An 18,151-nucleotide genomic window follows, 5' to 3' on the forward strand; every position below is an offset into this window, starting at 1 on the left:
TCCGCAGCCCAAAAAGGGGCGATGCTACACAGAACGACCGCCAGGAACTCTGACGAATTCTTCACTCGCGGCCGCGTGAAGATGCCCGGGTTCGAAGCGCGAGAACTTTCGCATTCGCAACCGGCAGATGCATTTCGAGCGTTCGACATGCAGGAAAGTCAGGCCTCGGTCAGGCGTGCCAGCGGGCTTTTTCGCCTGTTTTTCCGCTCTCGTCTTCGAGCCGCGTTCAACCCACTTCTCCTAATTCGCCGCTAAGTCTTTTGCCTTTTGACTGACACAGGGCAAACCTAGATTCACCCGCGATACGCAGTGGCGAGGGAGACGAACGGCAACGGCCATCGGCCGTGGAGTCGCCTCATCCAGCTGCTGTGCAAGTGTTCCCCTCCACGCTCGAAAGCAGAAATTGAAAGCCACTCCAAAAATCAGATCCGGCTTGCTCTACCCCACCCTCACCGCACTCGCCGCCTCGCTGCTGGCCGCGTGCGGTGGTGGCGGCGGTGGCTCGGGCCCTGTCGCCTTCCTGCCGCCGCCCACCACGAGCCAGCCGCCCGCGAGCTCCGGCAACACCACGTTCAGCGGCGTGCTCACGGCCACGGCCTTCAAGGCGGGCAGCAGCACCGACCCCGTGATCGCCGCCGGCTACTACGCGGGCGCCACGGTCTGCGTCGACAGCAACGGCAACGGCCGCTGCGACAGCGGCGAGCCTGCCGCAGTGACCGACGCCAGCGGCAAGTTCAGCCTGTCGCTGAGCGGCCCCTCGGCGCTCATCGCCGACATCGGCACCAGCGCAAAGAACACCGCCACCGGCGCCAGCGTGCCCACGCGCGAAGTGCTGCGCGTGACGCTCGACCAGGTGAAGGAACAAGGCACCGCGGTGGTGGTCAGCCCGCTGTCGTCCGAAGTGGCGCGCCTGATCGAGGCCAACGGCACGAGCTATGCGGTCGAGAAGCAGAATCTGGCAGCTCGCCTGGGCGTGTCGGCCGATGCCGTGCTGGGTGACGTCAACGCCGCGGCGGGCAGCACGCAGACGGCGATGCTGGCCGAGTCGAACGCGCTGAACAACCGCTTCGCCTACGCCACCACCAAGCTCGACCGCGGCGACATGTACCCCGACGCCCTCGCCAACCCCGGTGGCGATCCGCGCCTGAGCAGCCTGGTCGGCGTGACAGCCGCCACCGCCGGCGCCGTGGACACCCGCAAGAAGATCACCTTCCTGCAGTCGCAGCAGGCCGCCTTCAACCTGGAAGGCATTCCGCGCTACGACAACATCTTCATCGTGATGCTGGAGAACAAGGCCACGTCGTCGATCCTGAACTCGGCCTACGCGCCCAAGATCAACGGCTACCTGAAGGCCGGCAACCAGCTCGTGAGCTACTACGCCACCGGCAACCCCAGCGAGCCGAACTACACGGCACTGGGCGGCGCCGACGACTGGGGCATCACCGACGACAGCCAGTGGAACTGCGACGCCACCGGCGCCAACGCAGTGCAGGACCTGCCCGTGCCGGACAACACACAGCCGGGCCTCGCCAAGTCGCCGTTCGCGGCCACCTGCACGCAGAAGGGGACCAACCACAACATCGTGGGCAAGCCGAACCTCTTCAACGCCATGACCAGCGCCGGCCTGACATGGCGCACCTACAGCGAGTCGATGAACCCGGGACAGGACTTCCGCACCGACAGCGTGGCCGACACCGCCGTCACCGCCAAGGACAACGTGTACGCCCCGGGCACGCTCGGCGGCAACGCCGCGGCCATCGGCGACCCCAACCTCGTGCTGCCGCTGCCGGGTGGCCTGTACAAGACCAAGCACCACCCGGGGATGGCCTACCAGAACGTGCGCAGCGCGCCGGAGTGGAAGTACAGCAACCGCACCATGGGCGGCGGCCAGTGGGACGCGGCGCTGAAGAACAGCAGCGACTACGCCATTCCCGCGAACTACGACTACGACCAGCTCGGCACCGACCTGGCCAGCGGCAACGTGGGCAACCTGAACTTCCTGGTGCCCGACCAGTGCGACGACATGCACGGCATCAGCGTGAAGGGCACGAGCGGCGGCACTGCCGGCACCGCCAGCGATTGCAGCAGCGTGGCGAACAACGTGTCGAACACGGCCGTCTCGCCGATCATCACGCGCGGCGACAACTACGTGGACTACACGGTCAAGCGCATCCAGGCATCGCCGCTGTGGAAGAACACGCAGAAGCGCGTGGCCATCGTGCTGATGTTCGACGAGGGCAATGCGACCAGCGGCTTCAACTCCTGCTGCGGCTGGAACGTGGCGAACAGCGCCGTGGCCAACCCGATCCGGCAGAACGCCGACGGCACGTGGTCCGTCGATGCGACGATCACCAACTACACCAACGGCAACCGCGGCCACGGCGAGAGCATCTTCGGCATCCTCACCAACCAGCCCAATGCACCCAAGGGCGTGTCCGACAGCGATGCCTACAGCCACTTCTCGTTCGTGCGCACGCTGCAGGACATGTTCCAGCTGGCGGACCCGGTCAACGACGCTTCGTACATGAACCGTTCGAAGTACACCGAGGCCTTCATCGCCCAGAACATCGTGAACCTGCCCGAGTACGCCGGCAGCGCCGACACCCACTTCGACAGCGTGCGCCCGATCAATCACGCCTTCGTGATCCCGGCCGGCTACACGCAGAAGCAGTCGGCTGACGTGGCGACCACGGCGCAGGTCGGACCCGATGCGAACCAGTTGAACGTCTGGTCTCTGAAGCAATGAGCGAGGAACGCCGTTTCGGCCCGAAAGGGCCGGCGGTGACGCGCACCGGACGGCTCGCGCTGGCGGCGCTGGCCGTGGCCGGCCTGGCCGGCGCGGTGCTCGTCGCCTGCGGCGGCGGAAACGGAGGCGGCGGCTCGGCCGTCGCGCTGCCTCCGGCATCCGCTCCGGCCCCGGCGGCGAGCTCACCGGCCGCCGCTGCTGCGTCCACTCCCGCCAGCACGCTGAGTCTCGCGGCGCAGGTGGGCCAGAAGATGTTCTTCGACAAGAACCTCTCCGGCTCGGGCGCGATGTCGTGTGCGAGCTGCCACGACCCCGCCCACGCCTACGCGCCGGCCAACGACCTGTCGGTGCAACTCGGCGGCGTGCACATGGACAAGGCCGGCCTGCGCGCGGTGCCATCGCTGCGCTACAAGGACATCACCCCGGCCTATGCCGATCTGCTGGACAACCCCGACGGCATCAGCGTGCCGGGCCCCGGCGGCGGCTTCGCATGGGACGGCCGGGCCGACACGCTGGCCGCGCAGGCGCGCATTCCGCTGCTCGATCCGCTGGAGATGGCCAACGCCAGCAGCGCCGACGTGGTGAAGAAACTCCAGGCCGCCGACTACGCCCCGCTCATCGCCAAGGCCTTCGGCGAGAAAGTGTTCGACGACAGCGACGCCGCCTTCGCGAAGGCGCTGCAGGCCTTGCAGGCCTATCAGCTGGAAGACAGGAGCTTCCACCCGTACAGCAGCAAGTTCGACCTCTATGCGGCCAACAAGATCGGCGGCAACCTCACGCCCGCCGAAACGCGCGGGCTCAAGGTGTTCACCAATCCGGCGACGGGCAACTGCGCCTCGTGTCACTACCAGGGCGCAGGACTGAACGGCAGCTCGGCGCTTTTCACGGACTTCTCGTACGAAGCCATCGGCGTGCCGCGCAACGCGAACATTCCGGCCAACAACGACCTGAAGTATTTCGACATGGGTGTGTGCGGCCCTCTGCGTACAGACCACGCACCCGCGGCACCCAACGCGGCGAACAGCTTCTGCGGCATGTTCAAGGCGCCGACCATGCGCAACGTGGCGACGCGGCAGGCCTTCTTCCACAACGGCGTGATGCATTCGCTGGAGCAGGTCATCCGCTTCTACAACACGCGCGACACGCGGCCCGAGCTCTGGTATCCCACCGTCGGCGGAACGCCCAAGGAGAAGAACGACGCGGACTTTCCGGCCTACGGCCTCATCACCACGCAGTACACGGGCGGCAAGGTGAAGAAGTTCGACGACCTGCCGCCAGCCTACGTGCCGAACATCGACACGCAGCTGCCGATGGACGGCCGCGCCGCCGGCTCGGCGCCACCCATGTCCGAGCAGGACATCGCGGACCTCATCTGCTTCCTGAACACCCTCAGCGACGCCGACACCAAGCCGGCCACGCCCGTCAAGCCGGGAGCCTGCGTCAATTGATTGCGGCATCCATGAACAAGAAGACTCTTCCTGCGGCACTGGGTGCCGCGCTCCTCGCCGCCCTCGCCGGGTGCGGTCCGAAGCCGCCCGAGGCCGATCTGCAGAACCTCACGGCGGCCATGAACGCCTACCTCGCAAAGAAGGGCGACCTGTGCCTGGGCAAGACACGCTGGCCCATCGACGTACCGCAGCGCGAGGCCGGCACGCGCGCCCGCAACGCGCTGCAGATGCCGGTGCTGGAGCGGCTGGGGCTGGTGAGCGCCTCGAAGACGACGGTCAAGGACGACAAGGAACAGGAGGCCGGCGAGATCGAGGTCACGCGCTACGCGCTGACCGAGGAAGGCAGGAAGTACTTCGTCGAGCGCGAGCCGCAGGGCGACTTCTGCGCGGCCCACCTGACGCTGGACAAGGTCGTCGGCTGGGAAGCGCCCAAGGATGCGAAGGAGCCCTCGGAGGTGGTGGTGACCTACACCTACAGGATCGATGCCGCGCCCTGGACCAGCGACGCCGAAGTGCAGCGGGTGTTCCCGATGGTCGACCGTGTGGTGCGCGGCGCCGGCACGATGCAGCTCAAGCAGAGCTTCAGGCGCACCGACACCGGCTGGGTGCCGGCGCAGATCTGAGCGCACCGTGACCACGGACGCCGTGCTGCGCTTCCAGCCTGCGCTGGCCGACTGGGTGGTGCACAACCTGCGCCAGGGTTGCACGGCCGCCGACGTGGTCGATGCGATGCGCGAGCAGGCCATGCCGGCCGAAGCGGCAAGGGCCATCGTCGACGCATTCGTCTTCGCGCTGCGCACCGGGAGCCCTCTGCCCACCGACTCGGTGACGGTGCAGGCGCCCTACAGCTACGAGCCGTCGAGGCTGTCACCGGGCACGTCGATCCGCACCGCCGACAGGCTCGTGCGGGTGGCGGCTCGCGCGGCGCAACCGGCGCTGGCCGTGCTGAACGACGTATTCAGCGCGCAGGAGTGCGAGGAGCTCATCGCGCTCGCAAGGCCGCGGCTCGCGCCGTCGACCACCGTCGACCCGCTGACGGGGCGCGACCTTGCAGGCAGCCAGCGCAGCAGCCTGGGCATGTTCTTCCGGCTGCGCGAGAACGCCTTCATCGCACGGCTCGACCAGCGGGTGTCGGAACTCATGAACATGCCGGTGGAGAACGGCGAAGGTCTGCAGGTGCTGCACTACCCCGCGGGCGCCCGGAGCATGCCGCACTTCGACTTCCTGGTGCCCTCGAACGAGGCCAACCGGGCCTCGCTCGCGCGCAGCGGCCAGCGCGTGAGCACGCTGGTGACCTATCTCAACGAAGTGGAGGAAGGCGGCGAGACGGTATTTCCCGAAAGCGGCTGGTCGGTGTCGCCGCAACCCGGAAGCGCCGTGTACTTCGAGTACTGCAACAGCCGTGGCCAGGTGGACCACGCCTCGCTGCACGCGGGCGCGCCTGTATTGCGCGGCGAGAAATGGGTGGCGACCAAGTGGATGCGGCAGCGGCGCTTCGTGGCTGCAGGAGAGGTTTCGCCGGGCTGAATCTCTATGGCGGGGTGATCCCGGCGGGTATCGGTTTGACATTATTTTAGATATATCTAAAATAATTCAGACATACCTCAAGAAGGACACCCACCATGAGACATTTCCATTCCGACCATCACCACTGCCGCATGGCCCGCGGCGAGCATGAAGACGGTCTTTCCGGCGGACGCGGACATCGCGGCGCGCGCGGCGGAGTCGGCGGACGCGTGTTCGGCCATGGCGGCCTGCGCTTCGTGCTGCTGCGGCTCATCGCCGACAAGCCCTCGCACGGCTATGAGCTCATCAAGGCGATCGAGGACCGCCTGGGCGGCAGCTATGCGCCGAGCCCCGGCGTGGTCTATCCCACGCTCACACTGCTGGAGGAGATGGGCTATCTCAGCGTCGAGACCGCCGACGGCAGCGGGCGCAAGAGCTACAGCATCACCGACAGCGGCCGCGAGTTCCTCGAAGCCAACCGCGAGATGGCCGACGCCATGATGGCCCGCATGGGCGGCGGCGTCGATGGCGCCGGTCCGCGCGGCGGCAGGCCGCCGCAGGTCACCCGCGCGATCGAGAACCTCAAGATGGCGATGCGCATGCGCCTCACGGGCGCCCCACTCACCGAGCAGCAGGCGCACGAGTTCGCCGCGGTGCTCGACGCCGCGGCGCAGCAGATCGAGAAGATCTGAGGAGCCGCCGACGCAACACGAATTCCAACCAACCCTGTCTCGCAACAGGATCTACGCAATGACTGACTTCAGTACATCACCAGCGTCCACGGCACCCGACCGCACGCCCCGCCGGGTGCGCCACGAACTGCGCTTCCGCAAGCTCGCGGTGAAGACGGTGCAGCGCGTGACGCCGCACCTGATCCGCGTCACGCTCACGGGCGACGACCTCGCGGGCTTCCAGAGCCCCGGCTTCGACGACCACGTGAAGCTGTTCTTTCCCGACCCCGCCACCGGCAAGCTGAGCCTGCCCACCATGGGCCCCGAAGGCCCGGTCTGGCCCGAAGGCCGCCCCACCATGCGCGACTACACGCCGCGCCGCCACGACGCGAAGGCCGGCACGTTCGAGATCGACTTCGCGCTGCACGAGGCCGGCCCGGCCACGCAATGGGCCGAGCAGGCCAGGGCCGGCGACATCCTCGGCGTGGGCGGCCCGCGCGGCTCGTTCATCGTGCCGACGGAGTTCGACTGGCACCTGCTGATCGGCGACGACACCGCCCTGCCCGCCATCTCGCGGCGCCTGGCCGAGCTGCCGGCCGGCGCGCGCGCGGTGGTGCTGGCGGAGATCGACAGCGAAGCGGACGAGATCGCGTTCGACACGCAGGCCGAACTCACCCTGAAGTGGGCGCACCGCCGCGGCACCGAGCCGGGCCTGAGCCACGTGCTGCTCGATGCGCTGAAGGCGATCGAACTGCCGGCCGGCGACTTCCACGCATGGGTGGGCTGCGAATCGGCCATCGCCAAGGCGCTGCGTGCGCACCTGGTGGGCGAGCGCGGCGCGAACCCGAAGTGGACGCGGGCCTCGGGCTACTGGCGCCGCGGTGCGGTGGCCACGCACGATTCGCACGACGAGTGAGCGGTTTTTGCTCCTTCCCCCGCTGGGGGAAGGTTGGGATGGGGGCCAGCGGCGCCTGAAAAGCCGCTGCAGTTGCATAGGCCGCCTGCCCCCACCCCTGCCCTCCCCCAGCGGGGGAGGGAGAAACTCAATGCGGCACTTCGGCAGGCCCTGAAGCCGCCCCGCTTCGCTTGGGGCTTCGGATCAGCAACAGCAGCGGAATCGCCAGCACCGTGATGATCATCATGATGGCGAAGTCGTCCAGGTAGCCGATCAGCGCGCCCTGCCGCGTGACCTCTGCGTTCAGCAGCGCGAGCCCCGTGGCGGTGTCGGGCGACATCATCTGCGGCAGGGTCGCGAGCGCCGCGTTGCCCGGCGCCACGGTCGAAGCGATCTGCGCGTGCGCCTTGCTCGAGCCTTCGGTGAGCAGCGCCTGCACGATCGAGATGCCCACGCTGCTGCCGATGTTGCGCAGCAGGCTGAAGATGGGCGTGCCCTGGTTGCGCAGCCTCGGCGCCAGCGTGGCGAAGGTGGCGGTGGACAGCGGCACGAAGGTGAAGCCGATGCCCAGCCCCTGGATGAAGCCCGAGACCACGATGAGCGTGCTGTCCATCTGCAGCGTGAGCCGGGTCATCTGGTAGAGCGAGAAGGCGGTGAGGCCGAAGCCCAGCGCCATGATCGCGCGCACGTCGACGCGCTGCACCAGACGCCCGACGATGATCATCGCGATCATCGTTCCCACGCCGCGCGGCGCCGTCACCTCGCCGGTGTAGACCACCGGGTAGCCCATCAGCCCCTGCAGGAAGTTGGGCAGCAGCGCCATGGTCGCGAACAGGATCATGCCGACGATGAACGCGAACAGCAGGCCGGTGACGAAGTTGCGGTCCTTCAGCAGGTCGCGGTCGAAGAAGGAGACGCCCTGCACCGTCCATGTGTGGACCACGAAGAAGCAGAACGCCACCAGCGCGGCCGCGGCCTCGAGCTTGATCTCCCACGACTCGAACCAGTCGAGCTGCTCGCCGCGGTCGAGGAAGAGCTGCAGCATGCCGATGGCGATGCTCAGCGTGACGAAGCCGAAGATGTCGAGCCGCTCGCCCTGCGGCCGGCTCTCGGGCAGGTAGCGCGCGATGCCCCAGAAGGCGAAGATGCCCACCGGCAGGTTGATGAAGAACACCCAGCGCCAGTCGAAGTTCTCGGTGAGCCAGCCGCCCAGCAGCGGCCCGAGGATGGGCCCGACCATGATGCCGGCGCCCCAGATGGCCATCGCCTGGCCGACCTTCTCGCGCGGGTTGATGTCCAGCAGCACCGCCTGCGACAGCGGCACCAGCGCCGCGCCGAAGACGCCCTGCAGCAGCCGCGCCGCCACGATGCCCACCAGCGAGGTCGCCAGCCCGCACAGCGCCGAGGCCACGGTGAAGCCGATCACCGAGATGATGAACACGCGTCGGCGCCCCCAGTGGCCGCACAGCCAGCCGGTGAGCGGCAGCGCGATGGCCGAGGCCACGATGTACGAGGTGAGCACCCAGGTGATCTGGTCCTGCGAGGCCTGCAGGCTGCCCTGCATGTGCGGCAGCGCCACGTTGGCGATGGTGGTGTCCAGCGCCTGCATGATGGTGGCCAGCATGATCGAGATGGTGATCATGCCGCGGTGCGGCACGGTGGTTCCGGGCGCGGCGCTCATGATGGCTTGCGGCCGCCCGGCGAGGTGATCTCCACGAGGCTCGCCTGCACCCTGGAGAGCAGGCCCAGCAGCTGGGCGCGCTCGGCCTGAGAGAGCACCGACATCACGCGGGCGTTGAGCCCGTCGCTGATGCTCAGGGCGCTGTCGAGCGCCTTCTCGGCGCTGGGTTCCAGGTGGATCCGGTTGACGCGGCGGTCGGTGGGGCTGGGCTCGCGGCGTATCCAGCCGGCAGCCGCCATGCGGTCGCACAGGCCGGCGACGGCCATGGGAGTGAGGTCGAGCCGCTGCGCGAGTTCGGCCTGCGAGAGCGGCTCTTCCTCGTCGCCGTGCATCGCCAGCGCGCCCAGCAGGCGGCACTGCGCGCTGGTGAGTCCGATGCGCTCGCGCGCGAGGCGGTCGAACTCCTCGCTGTAGAGCTTGCCCACGCTCTTGACGAGAAAGCCGAAGCGCTGGGTGAAGTCCCTTTTCATAAGGGACTTTATTGTCTACATGTTTATTAGTTGGGCATTAGCAATGCCGGCCAGCCGGGCTTGTCGAATCGCTCAGAGCCACCCTGCCCGCCTGAACCGGTAGTAGAGATAGCCGCAGGTGCTCACGATCAGCCCGAGCGCGACGCCGTAGCCGTAGCGGAATTTCAGCTCCGGCATGTTCTCGAAGTTCATGCCCCAGATGCCCGCGAAGGCGGTGCACACCGCGAAGATGCTGGCCCAGGCCGCGAGGCGCTTGGTGACTTCGCTTTCCTCGATGGTGACCATCGACAGGTTCACCTGTATGGCCGTGGCGATGGTGTCGCGCATCGCGTCGATCGATGCGTTGATGCGCGCGAGGTGGTCGCCGACGTCGCGGAAGTATTCCTGCGAGCTGATGCAGATCTGCGGCACGCGCCCGCCGTGCATCTTGCCGGCCGCCTCCACCAGCGGCGCCACCGCACGCTTGAGCACCATGCTGCGCCGCTTCAGGTCGTAGAGCTGCTTGATCTTGTCGCGCGCCGCGCCGCCCTGGCCGAAGATCTGCTGCTCGATGGATTCCAGCTCCACCTCCAGCGCGTCGATCACCGGGAAGTAGCGGTCGACCACCGCGTCCATCAGCGCATACAGCACGAAGCCCGCGCCGTTGCGCAGCAGCTCGGGCTCGCGCTCGCAGCGCTCGCGCACACCCAGGAAGCCCTGCTTGCTGCGGTTGCGCACCGACAGCACGTAGTTGGCGCCGACGAAGACGTCGACCTCGCCCACGTTCATGCGGTGCTCGCCATCTTCCGAGGGCTCCACCAGGTGCATGACGACGAAGAGCGAGTTGCCGTATTCCTCCATCTTCGGGCGCTGGTGGCCATGGTGGGCGTCTTCCACCGCCAGCGGATGCAGGCCGAACTCCTTCTGCATCTCGCTGAGCTCGTCGTCGGAGGCGTCGCTGAGCGCCACCCAGACGAAGCAGCCGGGCCGGCCGATGTAGTCGCTGATGTCCTCGACCGATATGTCGGCGAGCTTGGAGCCGTTTTCGTAGGCGACGCAGTTGATCAGCATCGATGCCCCCCGGGAAGTTCACATGCGTGGAAACCATCGATGGTGCCACGAGACTTCCGCAGCGCCTGCCGCCAACATTTCAGGCAGGTCGTATAGAGTTCGCAGTGGCCTGGCCTACACGAGGACCGGCCGACGGCACAGCGGCGCAAAAACAGACGCCGCAACGCAGAAGATGAAAAGGGGGAAAGGGATGGAAACCGGCTCGTTCGAGGAGCTTCTCAAGTGAAGCGGGTCGTTCGCCTTGCGAAAGCCCTGCTCGCGGCCGTCATGGTTTCGGTATCGGCGGCCACAAGTTGGCAGCTCTGGGCATCGCACGGCCAGACGCTGGCCGCGGCAGACACCAACAACCTCAACCTTGCCCAGGCGCTGAACATCTACACCGAAGGCATCTTCACCCAGAGCGACATGCTGCTGCAGGGCGTGGCCGAGACGCTGAAAGCCGAAGACAGTGCGCGCGAGCAAATGCAGCGCGTGCAGTCGCTGGTCGAACGGCAGAAACGCCTGCTCGACCCTCTCGACGGCGTCGCGGTCCTCGATGCCCGGGGCAACTGGCTTATCTACTCCAAGGGCGAGATCCCACGGGGCACCAACAGCGCCAAGCGGGCCTACTTCATCCACCACCGCGACACGCGCTCCAACGAAGTCCACATCAGCCCGCCAATCCGCAACCCGTTCTCCGGCGAATGGGGGATCACGGTCAGCCGCCGCCTCGAGGACGAGAAGAGCGAGTTCGCAGGTGTGGTCGTCATCGGCCTGGGCCTGCAGAACTTCCTGCGCGCATTCGGCACCATCGCACTCCCCGACACCGGCACCATCGGCCTGAGCACCAATACGGGGCAGATGCTGGTGCTCTATCCCTACAGCGAGAAGAACATCGGCCTCGACTTCTCGAAGTCGGCCAATTTCCAGCGGCACTTCTCGGGCACCTCGGGCACCGCGTCGTTCCGCTCCAGCGTGGACGGAATGAAGCGGCTCTATGCCTTCAGAAAGAGCGACCGCTATCCGGTGCTGACCTCGGTAGCGGTAGGCCGCGAACAGGCGCTGCAGGCCTGGAGGCGCCAGGCGCTGCTGACGCTCGCCGTCGTCGGCGCCCTGCTGGCCGCCATGGCCGCGGTGGGCTGGAGGCTGATCATCAACATCGGCCGGCGGATCAGGGCGGAGGCTTCGCTGATGGCCGCGCGCGAAGACCTGCTGCAGGCCAACCGCCGCCTGGAGATCCTGGCGACGCAGGACCAGCTGACCGGGCTGGCCAACCGCCGCAGCTTCGACGAAGTGCTGGCGCAGGAATCGCGCCGCGCAGCCAGAGAAAACACGGCCCTGTCGCTGCTGCTGCTGGACCTGGACTACTTCAAGGGCTTCAACGATGCCTACGGCCACGTCGCCGGCGACCAGTGCCTGAGGGCCGTCGCCATGGCGCTCAGGCGCAGCATCAGGCGCCCGGGTGACCTTGTGGCGCGCTACGGCGGAGAGGAACTGGCGATCGTCCTGCCCAGCACCGGCCTTCAGGGCGCCTGCAAGGTCGCGGAACTCATGCTCGAACAGGTGCGCTCGCTCGGCATCACGCACAGCGAGAGCCCCCATGGGCAGGTCACCGTCAGCATCGGCGTGGCGACCTTTCGCGGCTCGCAGTCGCACGCGCCGGAGCTGCAGCTCGTCGAGGCGGCGGATGCCGCGCTCTACAAGGCCAAGGAGAACGGACGCAACTGCTGGGTCAGCCAGGAGGAATGGGTGGCCGGCTGAGCCTCGCGCCGCTCGAAAGCCCAAGGACTCTGCAAGACCGGCAGAGTCAGCGCGCCACGCGGCGGGTCGCTCGCTGCCCCAGCCAGCGCGCCAGCTCCACCAGCAGCGGCGTCATCACGGCCCAACCGGCGCCCAGCACCAGCATCGCCCGCGTGGGGTCGGGAAACTGTCCGGCCCCCATCCGCACCGCGGCCGCATAGGACAAGGCACCGCCCACCCCGCCGATCACCGCCGACAGCAGCCAGCGCCCGTGCAGCCAGCGCAGCGGTCCGCGCAACGTCGTCGAGAACAGGGCCCACAGCCCCAGGATCCACACCGGCGCCAGGCCGGGCCAGGATCCGGGCGAGGCATAGACGAGCACGCCGCCGCGCGCCATGCCGGTGTCCCACGCCAGTCCGAGAAGCACTGCGCACAGCGCCAGCAGCAGTTCGTCCCGGCGCGCATCGCTGAACCACAGGTTCAGCAGCACGGCGCCGATGCAGGCCGCCACGCCCCAGCCGGGCGCGCCGCGTGCGGCGCCCAGCACGCAGGCGAACCAGGCCGCCTGGAAGACCACGAGGTTGAGAACGGTCGGGCCGTACTGGCGCACCAGGGTCTTCATGCGGATCGGCCCTGTCCGACGAAGGCGGCGGCAGTGATCCGGGCGCGGCCCATCGGCGTACGGAAGTGGCGGGGTCGGCGGTGTGCAGTCCGGATCGCCGCGCTTCCGGGAACAACCATGCCAGCTTCGATCACGCCCCGTGCGTCTCGCGCGTCTCGTGTGCCTCGTGCCAGCGCCGCGGCGCGGGCGAGCCGTTCATGACGCCGCCGATCCGCCAGCTGGTGCTGGTGCTGGGCGACCAGCTGGACGGCCGGGCCTCGGCCTTCGACGGCTTCGATCCCGCGCAGGACGGCATCTGGATGGCCGAGGTGCGCGAGGAGTCCACGCACGTCGCCTCCAGCCGCATCCGCACCGCCCTCTTCCTGTCGGCCATGCGCCACCACGCGCAGCTGCTGCGCGAGCGCGGCTGGCCGCTGCACTACGTGCGCCTCGACGATCCCGCGAACACCGGCAGCCTGGCCGGCGAACTGGCGCGCGCGATCCGGCTGCTGCGGCCCGAGCGGCTGGTGATGACCGCGCCGGGCGACTGGCGCGTGCTGCGCGCGCTGCGTCGCGCCGCCGCCGAGGCCGGCCTCGCGCTGGAGCTGCGCGACGACCGCCACTTCTTCTGCACCGTGCGCGAGTTCGCCGACCATGCCCGCGGCCATCGCACCCTGCGCATGGAAAACTTCTACCGGCAGATGCGCCGCCAGCACCGCGTGCTGATGGAAGGCGAGGAAGGAACGCAAGGCTACGGGCCCGCGGGAGGGCGCTGGAATTTCGATGCCGACAACCGCCAGTCCTTCGGCGCCGACGGACCGGGCATCGTGCCCGAGCCCGCCCGCTTCGAGCCCGATGCGATCACGCAGGAGGTGCTCGCCCTGGTGGCCGGGGAGTTCGCGCGCCATCCGGGCGACCTCGACGGCTTCGCCTGGCCGGTGACGCGCGAGCAGGCGCTTCTGGCGCTGGAGCGCTTCATCGACGAGCGGCTGCCCAGCTTCGGCCCCTGGCAGGACGCGATCTGGCCCGGCCAGCCCTGGCTCTGGCACGCCCATCTCTCGGCGGCGATGAACCTCAAGCTGATCGAGCCGCGCGAAGTTGTCGCCCGGGCGGAACGCGCCTGGCGGGAGGGCCGCGTTCCGCTGGCGAGCGCCGAAGGGTTCATCCGCCAGGTGCTGGGCTGGCGCGAATATGTCCGCGGCGTCTATTGGACTTCCATGCCGGGCCTGGCGGAGTCGAACGCGCTCGATGCGCAGGCGCCGCTGCCGGCCTTCTACTGGACCGGCGAGACGCCCATGGCCTGCCTGTCTGATGCGATCCGGCAGACGCTGCGCCTGGGCTACGCCCACCACATCCAGCGGCTGATGGTCACGGGCCTGTTCGCGCTGCTGCTCGGCGTGCGGCCCCGCGAGGTCCACGAGTGGTACCTCGCCATCTACGTCGACGCGGTGGAATGGGTGGAGCTGCCCAACACCGCGGGCATGAGCCAGTACGCGGACGGCGGCGTGATGACGAGCAAGCCCTACATCGCCAGCGGCAAGTACATCGAGCGCATGAGCGGCGGACAGTATTGCGCCCGGTGCCGCTACCGGCCCGACCTCGGCCAGGGGCCCGAGGCCTGCCCCTTCACGACGCTGTACTGGGACTTCCTGCTCAGGCACCGCGAGCGCTTCGCGAACCACCAGCGCATCGGCGCGCAGGTCAGAAATCTGTCGCGGCTGTCCGAGCAGCAGGCCGAGGCGATCAGGACGCAGGCGGCTGCGATCAGGGCCGAGCTCGAACAGGCGGGCGGCTACACGCCCTGAGGCGCCGGGCTGCCCGCCGCCTTCGCCCGGTTCAGGCATCGGCAGCGCGCAGCCGGTACAGACCCACATCGATGCGCCCGGAGCGAAAGCCGGCCTCGCAATACGACAGGTAGTAGGTCCACAGCCGCTTGAAGGCCGCGTCGAAGCCCAGCGGCTCGATCTGCGGCCACGCCGCGAGGAAGCGCTTGCGCCACTCGGCGAGCGTGCGTCCGTAGTCCGGCCCGAAGCAGAGCGAGGACTCGATCACCAGCCCCGCGCGCCGCGCCTGCTCCTGCAGCACGCCAGGGCTCGGCAGCATGCCGCCCGGGAAGATGCAGTGCTGGATGAAATCGGCGCCCTGGCGGTAGCTCTCGAAATGCTCGTCGGCGATGGTGATCGCCTGAAGCACCACCGTGCCGCCGGGCTTGAGGCGGTCGCGCAGGGTCGTGAAGTAGGCGGGCCAGTAGGCCTCGCCGACGGCCTCGATCATTTCGATGGAGACGATGCGGTCGAACCGGCCCTGCACGTCGCGGTAGTCCTGCAGCCGCAGGTCGAGCTTGTCGGCCACGCCCCATTCCTGGCCGCGCTCGCGGGCGAAGGCCAGCTGCTCGGCGGACAGCGTGAGCCCGGTCACGCGCGCATCGTGCCGGCGGGCCAGGCTCGCGGCCAGGGTTCCCCAGCCGCAGCCGATCTCGAGCACGTCGCCGCCCTGCGGGGTGTCGAGCATGCGGTGGATGGCCTCCAGGCGGCGCGCCTGGGCGGCCTCCAGCGTGTCGTCGGCCTCCTCGCTGAAGAGCGCGCTCGAATACAGCATGCTGTCGTCGAGCCAGAGCCGGTAGAACTCGTTGCCCAGGTCGTAGTGGAAAGAGATGTTGTGCCGGCTGCCGCGCCGGCTGTTCCTGCGCGCCAGGTGCAGCAGCCGGGCCAGCCAGCGCGAGGGGCCGCGGCCCTTGAGCAGCGAGCCCCAGGCGGCCTCGTTGGCCAGGCCGAACTCGAACAGGGCCAGCAGGTCGGGGCTTTCCCATTCGCCGTCGCGGAAGCTCAGGGCCAGGCCGAGATCGCCCTGCATGAGCAGCCGCGCGATCGGCCGCCAGCTCAGCAGGCGCAGGCTGGCATGCGGGCCGGGCTCGCGGCCGGCCACCTCGATGCTGCGCCCGCCGGGCAGCGTCAGCGCCAGCCGGCCGAAGCGCGTGCGGGCGAGCAGCCGCCGCAGCGGCGAGAAGGACGGGACCGCATCGAGCGTGGGTTCGGTGACTGGGGCGGAGGGCGTGGTCAGGCTCATGGAGTCTTGCTCGTGGAAACGATGGTGATGTCGCGCTCCGGGGCCGCCGGACGCGGATGCAGGGGCACGCGCTTGATCCACAGGCGCAGCGCCTGCCAGTGGATGGCCGCGACGACCTTGAGGGTCAGCAGCGGATGGGTCAGGAACACGCGCAGCAGCGCGAGGTCGCTCAGCGGAGTGCGCTGGCCGTCCTGGCGCGCGTTGAGCACGGCGCCGTCGGCATCGTGCACGCTCACGCCGATCGACACCGACTCGCCCGGCGGCGCGATGCGGAAGCGGTAGCGCAGGTCCATGCCGTTGAACGGCGAGACGTACATCTGCTTGTCGCAGCGCTGGTCGATGACCGCGGCGGCCCCGTCTTCCATCGGGTCCGCCGGGTCCACCGGAATCAGGTAGCTGTGCCGCTGCCCGAAGGTGTTGTTGACCTCGTAGACCATCGCCTGCAGCGCGCCGTCCGGTGCATGGCAGAACCACACGCTGAGCGGGTTGAAGACGTGGCCGAGCAGCCGCGGCATGGTCAGCAGCCGGATCGCGCCGCCGGTGGGCAGCCCCGCCTCGCGCAGCCGCGCCTCGACCTGGGCGCGCAGGTCGCGGCCCGAGCCGTCGCCGTAGTCGGCGGCGTGGAAGCCGAAGAGGTTGAAGTGGTCCACCGAGAACAGGCGCAGCCGATCGTGCAACTGCGGCAGCTCATCGATGTCGACCAACACGCTGTAGATGCGGTAGGCCAGCCGGTGGCGCCTGGGCCGCAGCCGCTGGTGCATGACGCGCCCGACATAGAGCGCCGAGCCGCCCTGCCCGTTCATGGGGCGACCGCCCTCGCTGCCTGCACTGCCTGTGCGGCCTGCGGCAGGTGGATGCGCCCGGACTCCTGCGGCACGCTCCAGGGCCGGCGCACGCCGCCCAGCGCCTCGGCCACCGCCAGGCCGGCCTGCAGGCCGTCCTCGTGGAAGCCGGAGCCGAAGTAGGCGCCGCAGAACCAGGTGCGGCGCTGGCCCTGCAGGTTCCAGAGATGGCGCTGCGCGGCCATGGCGGCGCCGTCGAACAACGGATGGTCGTAGACCTCGGTGCGGATCAGGTGCTCGGGCCGCGGGCCGGTGACCGGGTTGAGCGTCAGGAACAGCGGCTCGGCCCCCTGCCCCTGCGGCAGGTGGGACTGCAGCCGGTTCATCCAGTAGGTCACCATCGGCGCGGCGCCGCTGCCGCGCGTTCCGAGGTAGTTCCAGCTCGACCAGACGGAGCGGCGCGTGGGCATCAGTGCCGGGTCGCGGTGCAGCACGGCCAGGTTGCGGCTGTAGGGAAAGGCGCCCAGCAGGGCCCGCTCGGCGGTGGAGGCGTCGGGCAGCAGGGCCAGCGACCGGTCGGCGTGGGTCGCCAGCACGACGTGGTCGAAGCGCTGCGGCCACCAGCCACTGGTGGTGCGGATGCGCACGCCGTCGGGCTCGCGATGCAGCTCGAGCACGGCCTGGTCGAGGTGGACGCGGTCGGCGAAAGGCTGGCTCAGGCGCCGCACGTATTCGCGGCTGCCGCCGGCCACGGTGCGCCAGACCGGCCGGTCGCTGATCTGGAGCAGGCCGTGGTTCTCGCAGAAGCGCACGAAGGCCGCCACGGGATAGCGCCCCACCCGCGCCGCCGGCGTGGACCAGATGGCGGCGGCCATCGGATAGAGATGGTCGTCGCGGAATGCGCGGCCGTAGCCGCGGGCGTCGAGGTAGTCGTCCAGCGCCTGGTCGCCGGCCTTGCGGGCGTCGCGCGGCGCCTCGCGGTAGAAGCGCAGCAGCTCGCGCAGCATCGACCAGAACCTCGGGCTCGCCAGGTTGCGCTTCTGCGCGAACAGGCCGCGCAGGTCGGTGCCGGCGTATTCGAGCCGGCCGGCATCGAGGCTGACGGCGAAGGACATGTCGGAAGCCGCGGTCGGCACCTCCAGGTGCCGGAACAGCGCTGTCAGGTTCGGATAGGCGGGCTCGTTGTAGACGATGAAGCCGGTGTCCACCGGCACAGAGCCTGCGCGCACCGGCGCGTCGACCGTGTTGCTGTGGCCGCCGAGGCGAGACTCGCTCTCGAACACGGTCACCTCGTGGCCTTGGGAGCCCTGGCAGAGCAGCCAGGCACAGGAAAGGCCCGCGATGCCGGTGCCGACGACGGCGATGCGCAGGCCCTGGCTCGGCGAGTCGGGTGTCGCGGGGACGGCGGGCTGGGCGGGCTGGGGGTCGAAGGGCGGCATGGTGCGTCTCGAAGTCTTGGAGCTTGTACGCAGGAAACTACCGTTTGGACCATGGCGCGTTGCGGCGATGATCCGAT

Annotated in this window: 15 protein-coding genes; 8 read left to right on the forward strand and 7 right to left on the reverse strand. The window is 68.8% G+C overall.

The window, feature by feature from the left end; all coding sequences use genetic code 11:
- Positions 1-433: 433 nt before the first annotated feature.
- From FHY06_RS11865 to FHY06_RS11890, 6 genes are all read left to right on the forward strand, one after another.
- Positions 434-2,746 (forward strand): phosphoesterase, encoded by a 2,313-nt coding sequence (locus FHY06_RS11865; protein WP_184605222.1) that lies wholly within the window; start codon positions 434-436, stop codon positions 2,744-2,746.
- Complete coding sequence (locus FHY06_RS11870; protein WP_184605225.1) at positions 2,743-4,194, forward strand: cytochrome-c peroxidase; 1,452 nt, start codon at positions 2,743-2,745, stop codon at positions 4,192-4,194. The genes FHY06_RS11865 and FHY06_RS11870 overlap by 4 nt, the downstream gene beginning before the upstream one ends.
- An 11-nt stretch (positions 4,195-4,205) precedes the next feature.
- A complete protein-coding gene (locus FHY06_RS11875; RefSeq protein ID WP_184605228.1) occupies positions 4,206-4,817 on the forward strand; it encodes an SEN1982 family lipoprotein in 612 nt (203 codons plus the stop codon).
- A gap of 7 nt (positions 4,818-4,824) precedes the next feature.
- Complete coding sequence (locus FHY06_RS11880) at positions 4,825-5,721, forward strand: 2OG-Fe(II) oxygenase (RefSeq protein ID WP_184605230.1); 897 nt, start codon at positions 4,825-4,827, stop codon at positions 5,719-5,721.
- 95 nt (positions 5,722-5,816) lie between these two features.
- Entirely contained in the window at positions 5,817-6,392 is a 576-nt protein-coding gene (locus tag FHY06_RS11885; RefSeq protein WP_026346414.1) for a PadR family transcriptional regulator, read from the forward strand.
- 58 nt (positions 6,393-6,450) lie between these two features.
- Positions 6,451-7,287 (forward strand): siderophore-interacting protein, encoded by an 837-nt coding sequence (locus FHY06_RS11890; RefSeq protein ID WP_184605233.1) that lies wholly within the window; start codon positions 6,451-6,453, stop codon positions 7,285-7,287.
- A gap of 127 nt (positions 7,288-7,414) precedes the next feature.
- On the opposite strand, the gene FHY06_RS11895 is transcribed toward FHY06_RS11890, so the two are convergent.
- The 3 genes from FHY06_RS11895 to FHY06_RS11905 form a co-directional block, all read right to left on the reverse strand.
- Positions 7,415-8,947 carry a DHA2 family efflux MFS transporter permease subunit gene (locus tag FHY06_RS11895; RefSeq protein WP_019655040.1) on the reverse strand — a complete coding sequence of 511 codons (1,533 nt, stop codon included), beginning with the start codon at positions 8,945-8,947 and terminating at the stop codon, positions 7,415-7,417.
- Positions 8,944-9,417: a MarR family winged helix-turn-helix transcriptional regulator gene (locus FHY06_RS11900; protein ID WP_019655039.1), complete on the reverse strand. Its 474-nt coding sequence runs from the start codon at positions 9,415-9,417 to the stop codon at positions 8,944-8,946. Before FHY06_RS11900 ends, FHY06_RS11895 begins: the two co-directional genes overlap by 4 nt.
- A gap of 72 nt (positions 9,418-9,489) precedes the next feature.
- A complete protein-coding gene (locus FHY06_RS11905) occupies positions 9,490-10,467 on the reverse strand; it encodes a magnesium and cobalt transport protein CorA (RefSeq protein WP_132750554.1) in 978 nt (325 codons plus the stop codon).
- Positions 10,468-10,689: 222 nt separating this feature from the next.
- On the opposite strand from FHY06_RS11905, the gene FHY06_RS11910 reads away from it, so the two are divergent.
- The gene (locus FHY06_RS11910) at positions 10,690-12,207 is read left to right on the forward strand and encodes a sensor domain-containing diguanylate cyclase (RefSeq protein ID WP_184605236.1); all 1,518 of its coding nucleotides are present in this window, start codon (positions 10,690-10,692) and stop codon (positions 12,205-12,207) included.
- 46 nt (positions 12,208-12,253) lie between these two features.
- On the opposite strand, the gene FHY06_RS11915 is transcribed toward FHY06_RS11910, so the two are convergent.
- Positions 12,254-12,808 (reverse strand): DUF2878 domain-containing protein, encoded by a 555-nt coding sequence (locus tag FHY06_RS11915; protein ID WP_184605238.1) that lies wholly within the window; start codon positions 12,806-12,808, stop codon positions 12,254-12,256.
- A gap of 197 nt (positions 12,809-13,005) precedes the next feature.
- Between FHY06_RS11915 and FHY06_RS11920 the strand changes: the two genes are divergently transcribed.
- Positions 13,006-14,592, forward strand: coding sequence for a cryptochrome/photolyase family protein (locus tag FHY06_RS11920; protein WP_184605241.1), 1,587 nt, complete (start codon positions 13,006-13,008; stop codon positions 14,590-14,592).
- 31 nt (positions 14,593-14,623) lie between these two features.
- Here FHY06_RS11920 and FHY06_RS11925 read toward each other — a convergent pair whose 3' ends face one another.
- The 3 genes from FHY06_RS11925 to FHY06_RS11935 are packed head-to-tail and all read right to left on the reverse strand — an operon-like array spanning position 14,624 to position 18,074.
- Entirely contained in the window at positions 14,624-15,853 is a 1,230-nt protein-coding gene (locus tag FHY06_RS11925; protein WP_184605243.1) for an SAM-dependent methyltransferase, read from the reverse strand.
- The gene (locus tag FHY06_RS11930) at positions 15,850-16,656 is read right to left on the reverse strand and encodes a DUF1365 domain-containing protein (protein WP_184605245.1); all 807 of its coding nucleotides are present in this window, start codon (positions 16,654-16,656) and stop codon (positions 15,850-15,852) included. Before FHY06_RS11930 ends, FHY06_RS11925 begins: the two co-directional genes overlap by 4 nt.
- Positions 16,653-18,074 (reverse strand): NAD(P)/FAD-dependent oxidoreductase, encoded by a 1,422-nt coding sequence (locus FHY06_RS11935; protein WP_184605247.1) that lies wholly within the window; start codon positions 18,072-18,074, stop codon positions 16,653-16,655. The genes FHY06_RS11930 and FHY06_RS11935 overlap by 4 nt, the downstream gene beginning before the upstream one ends.
- Positions 18,075-18,151: the final 77 nt, after the last annotated feature.

It is taken from the genome of Variovorax atrisoli (genome assembly GCF_014195185.1).
Classification (GTDB): domain Bacteria; phylum Pseudomonadota; class Gammaproteobacteria; order Burkholderiales; family Burkholderiaceae_C; genus Variovorax; species Variovorax atrisoli.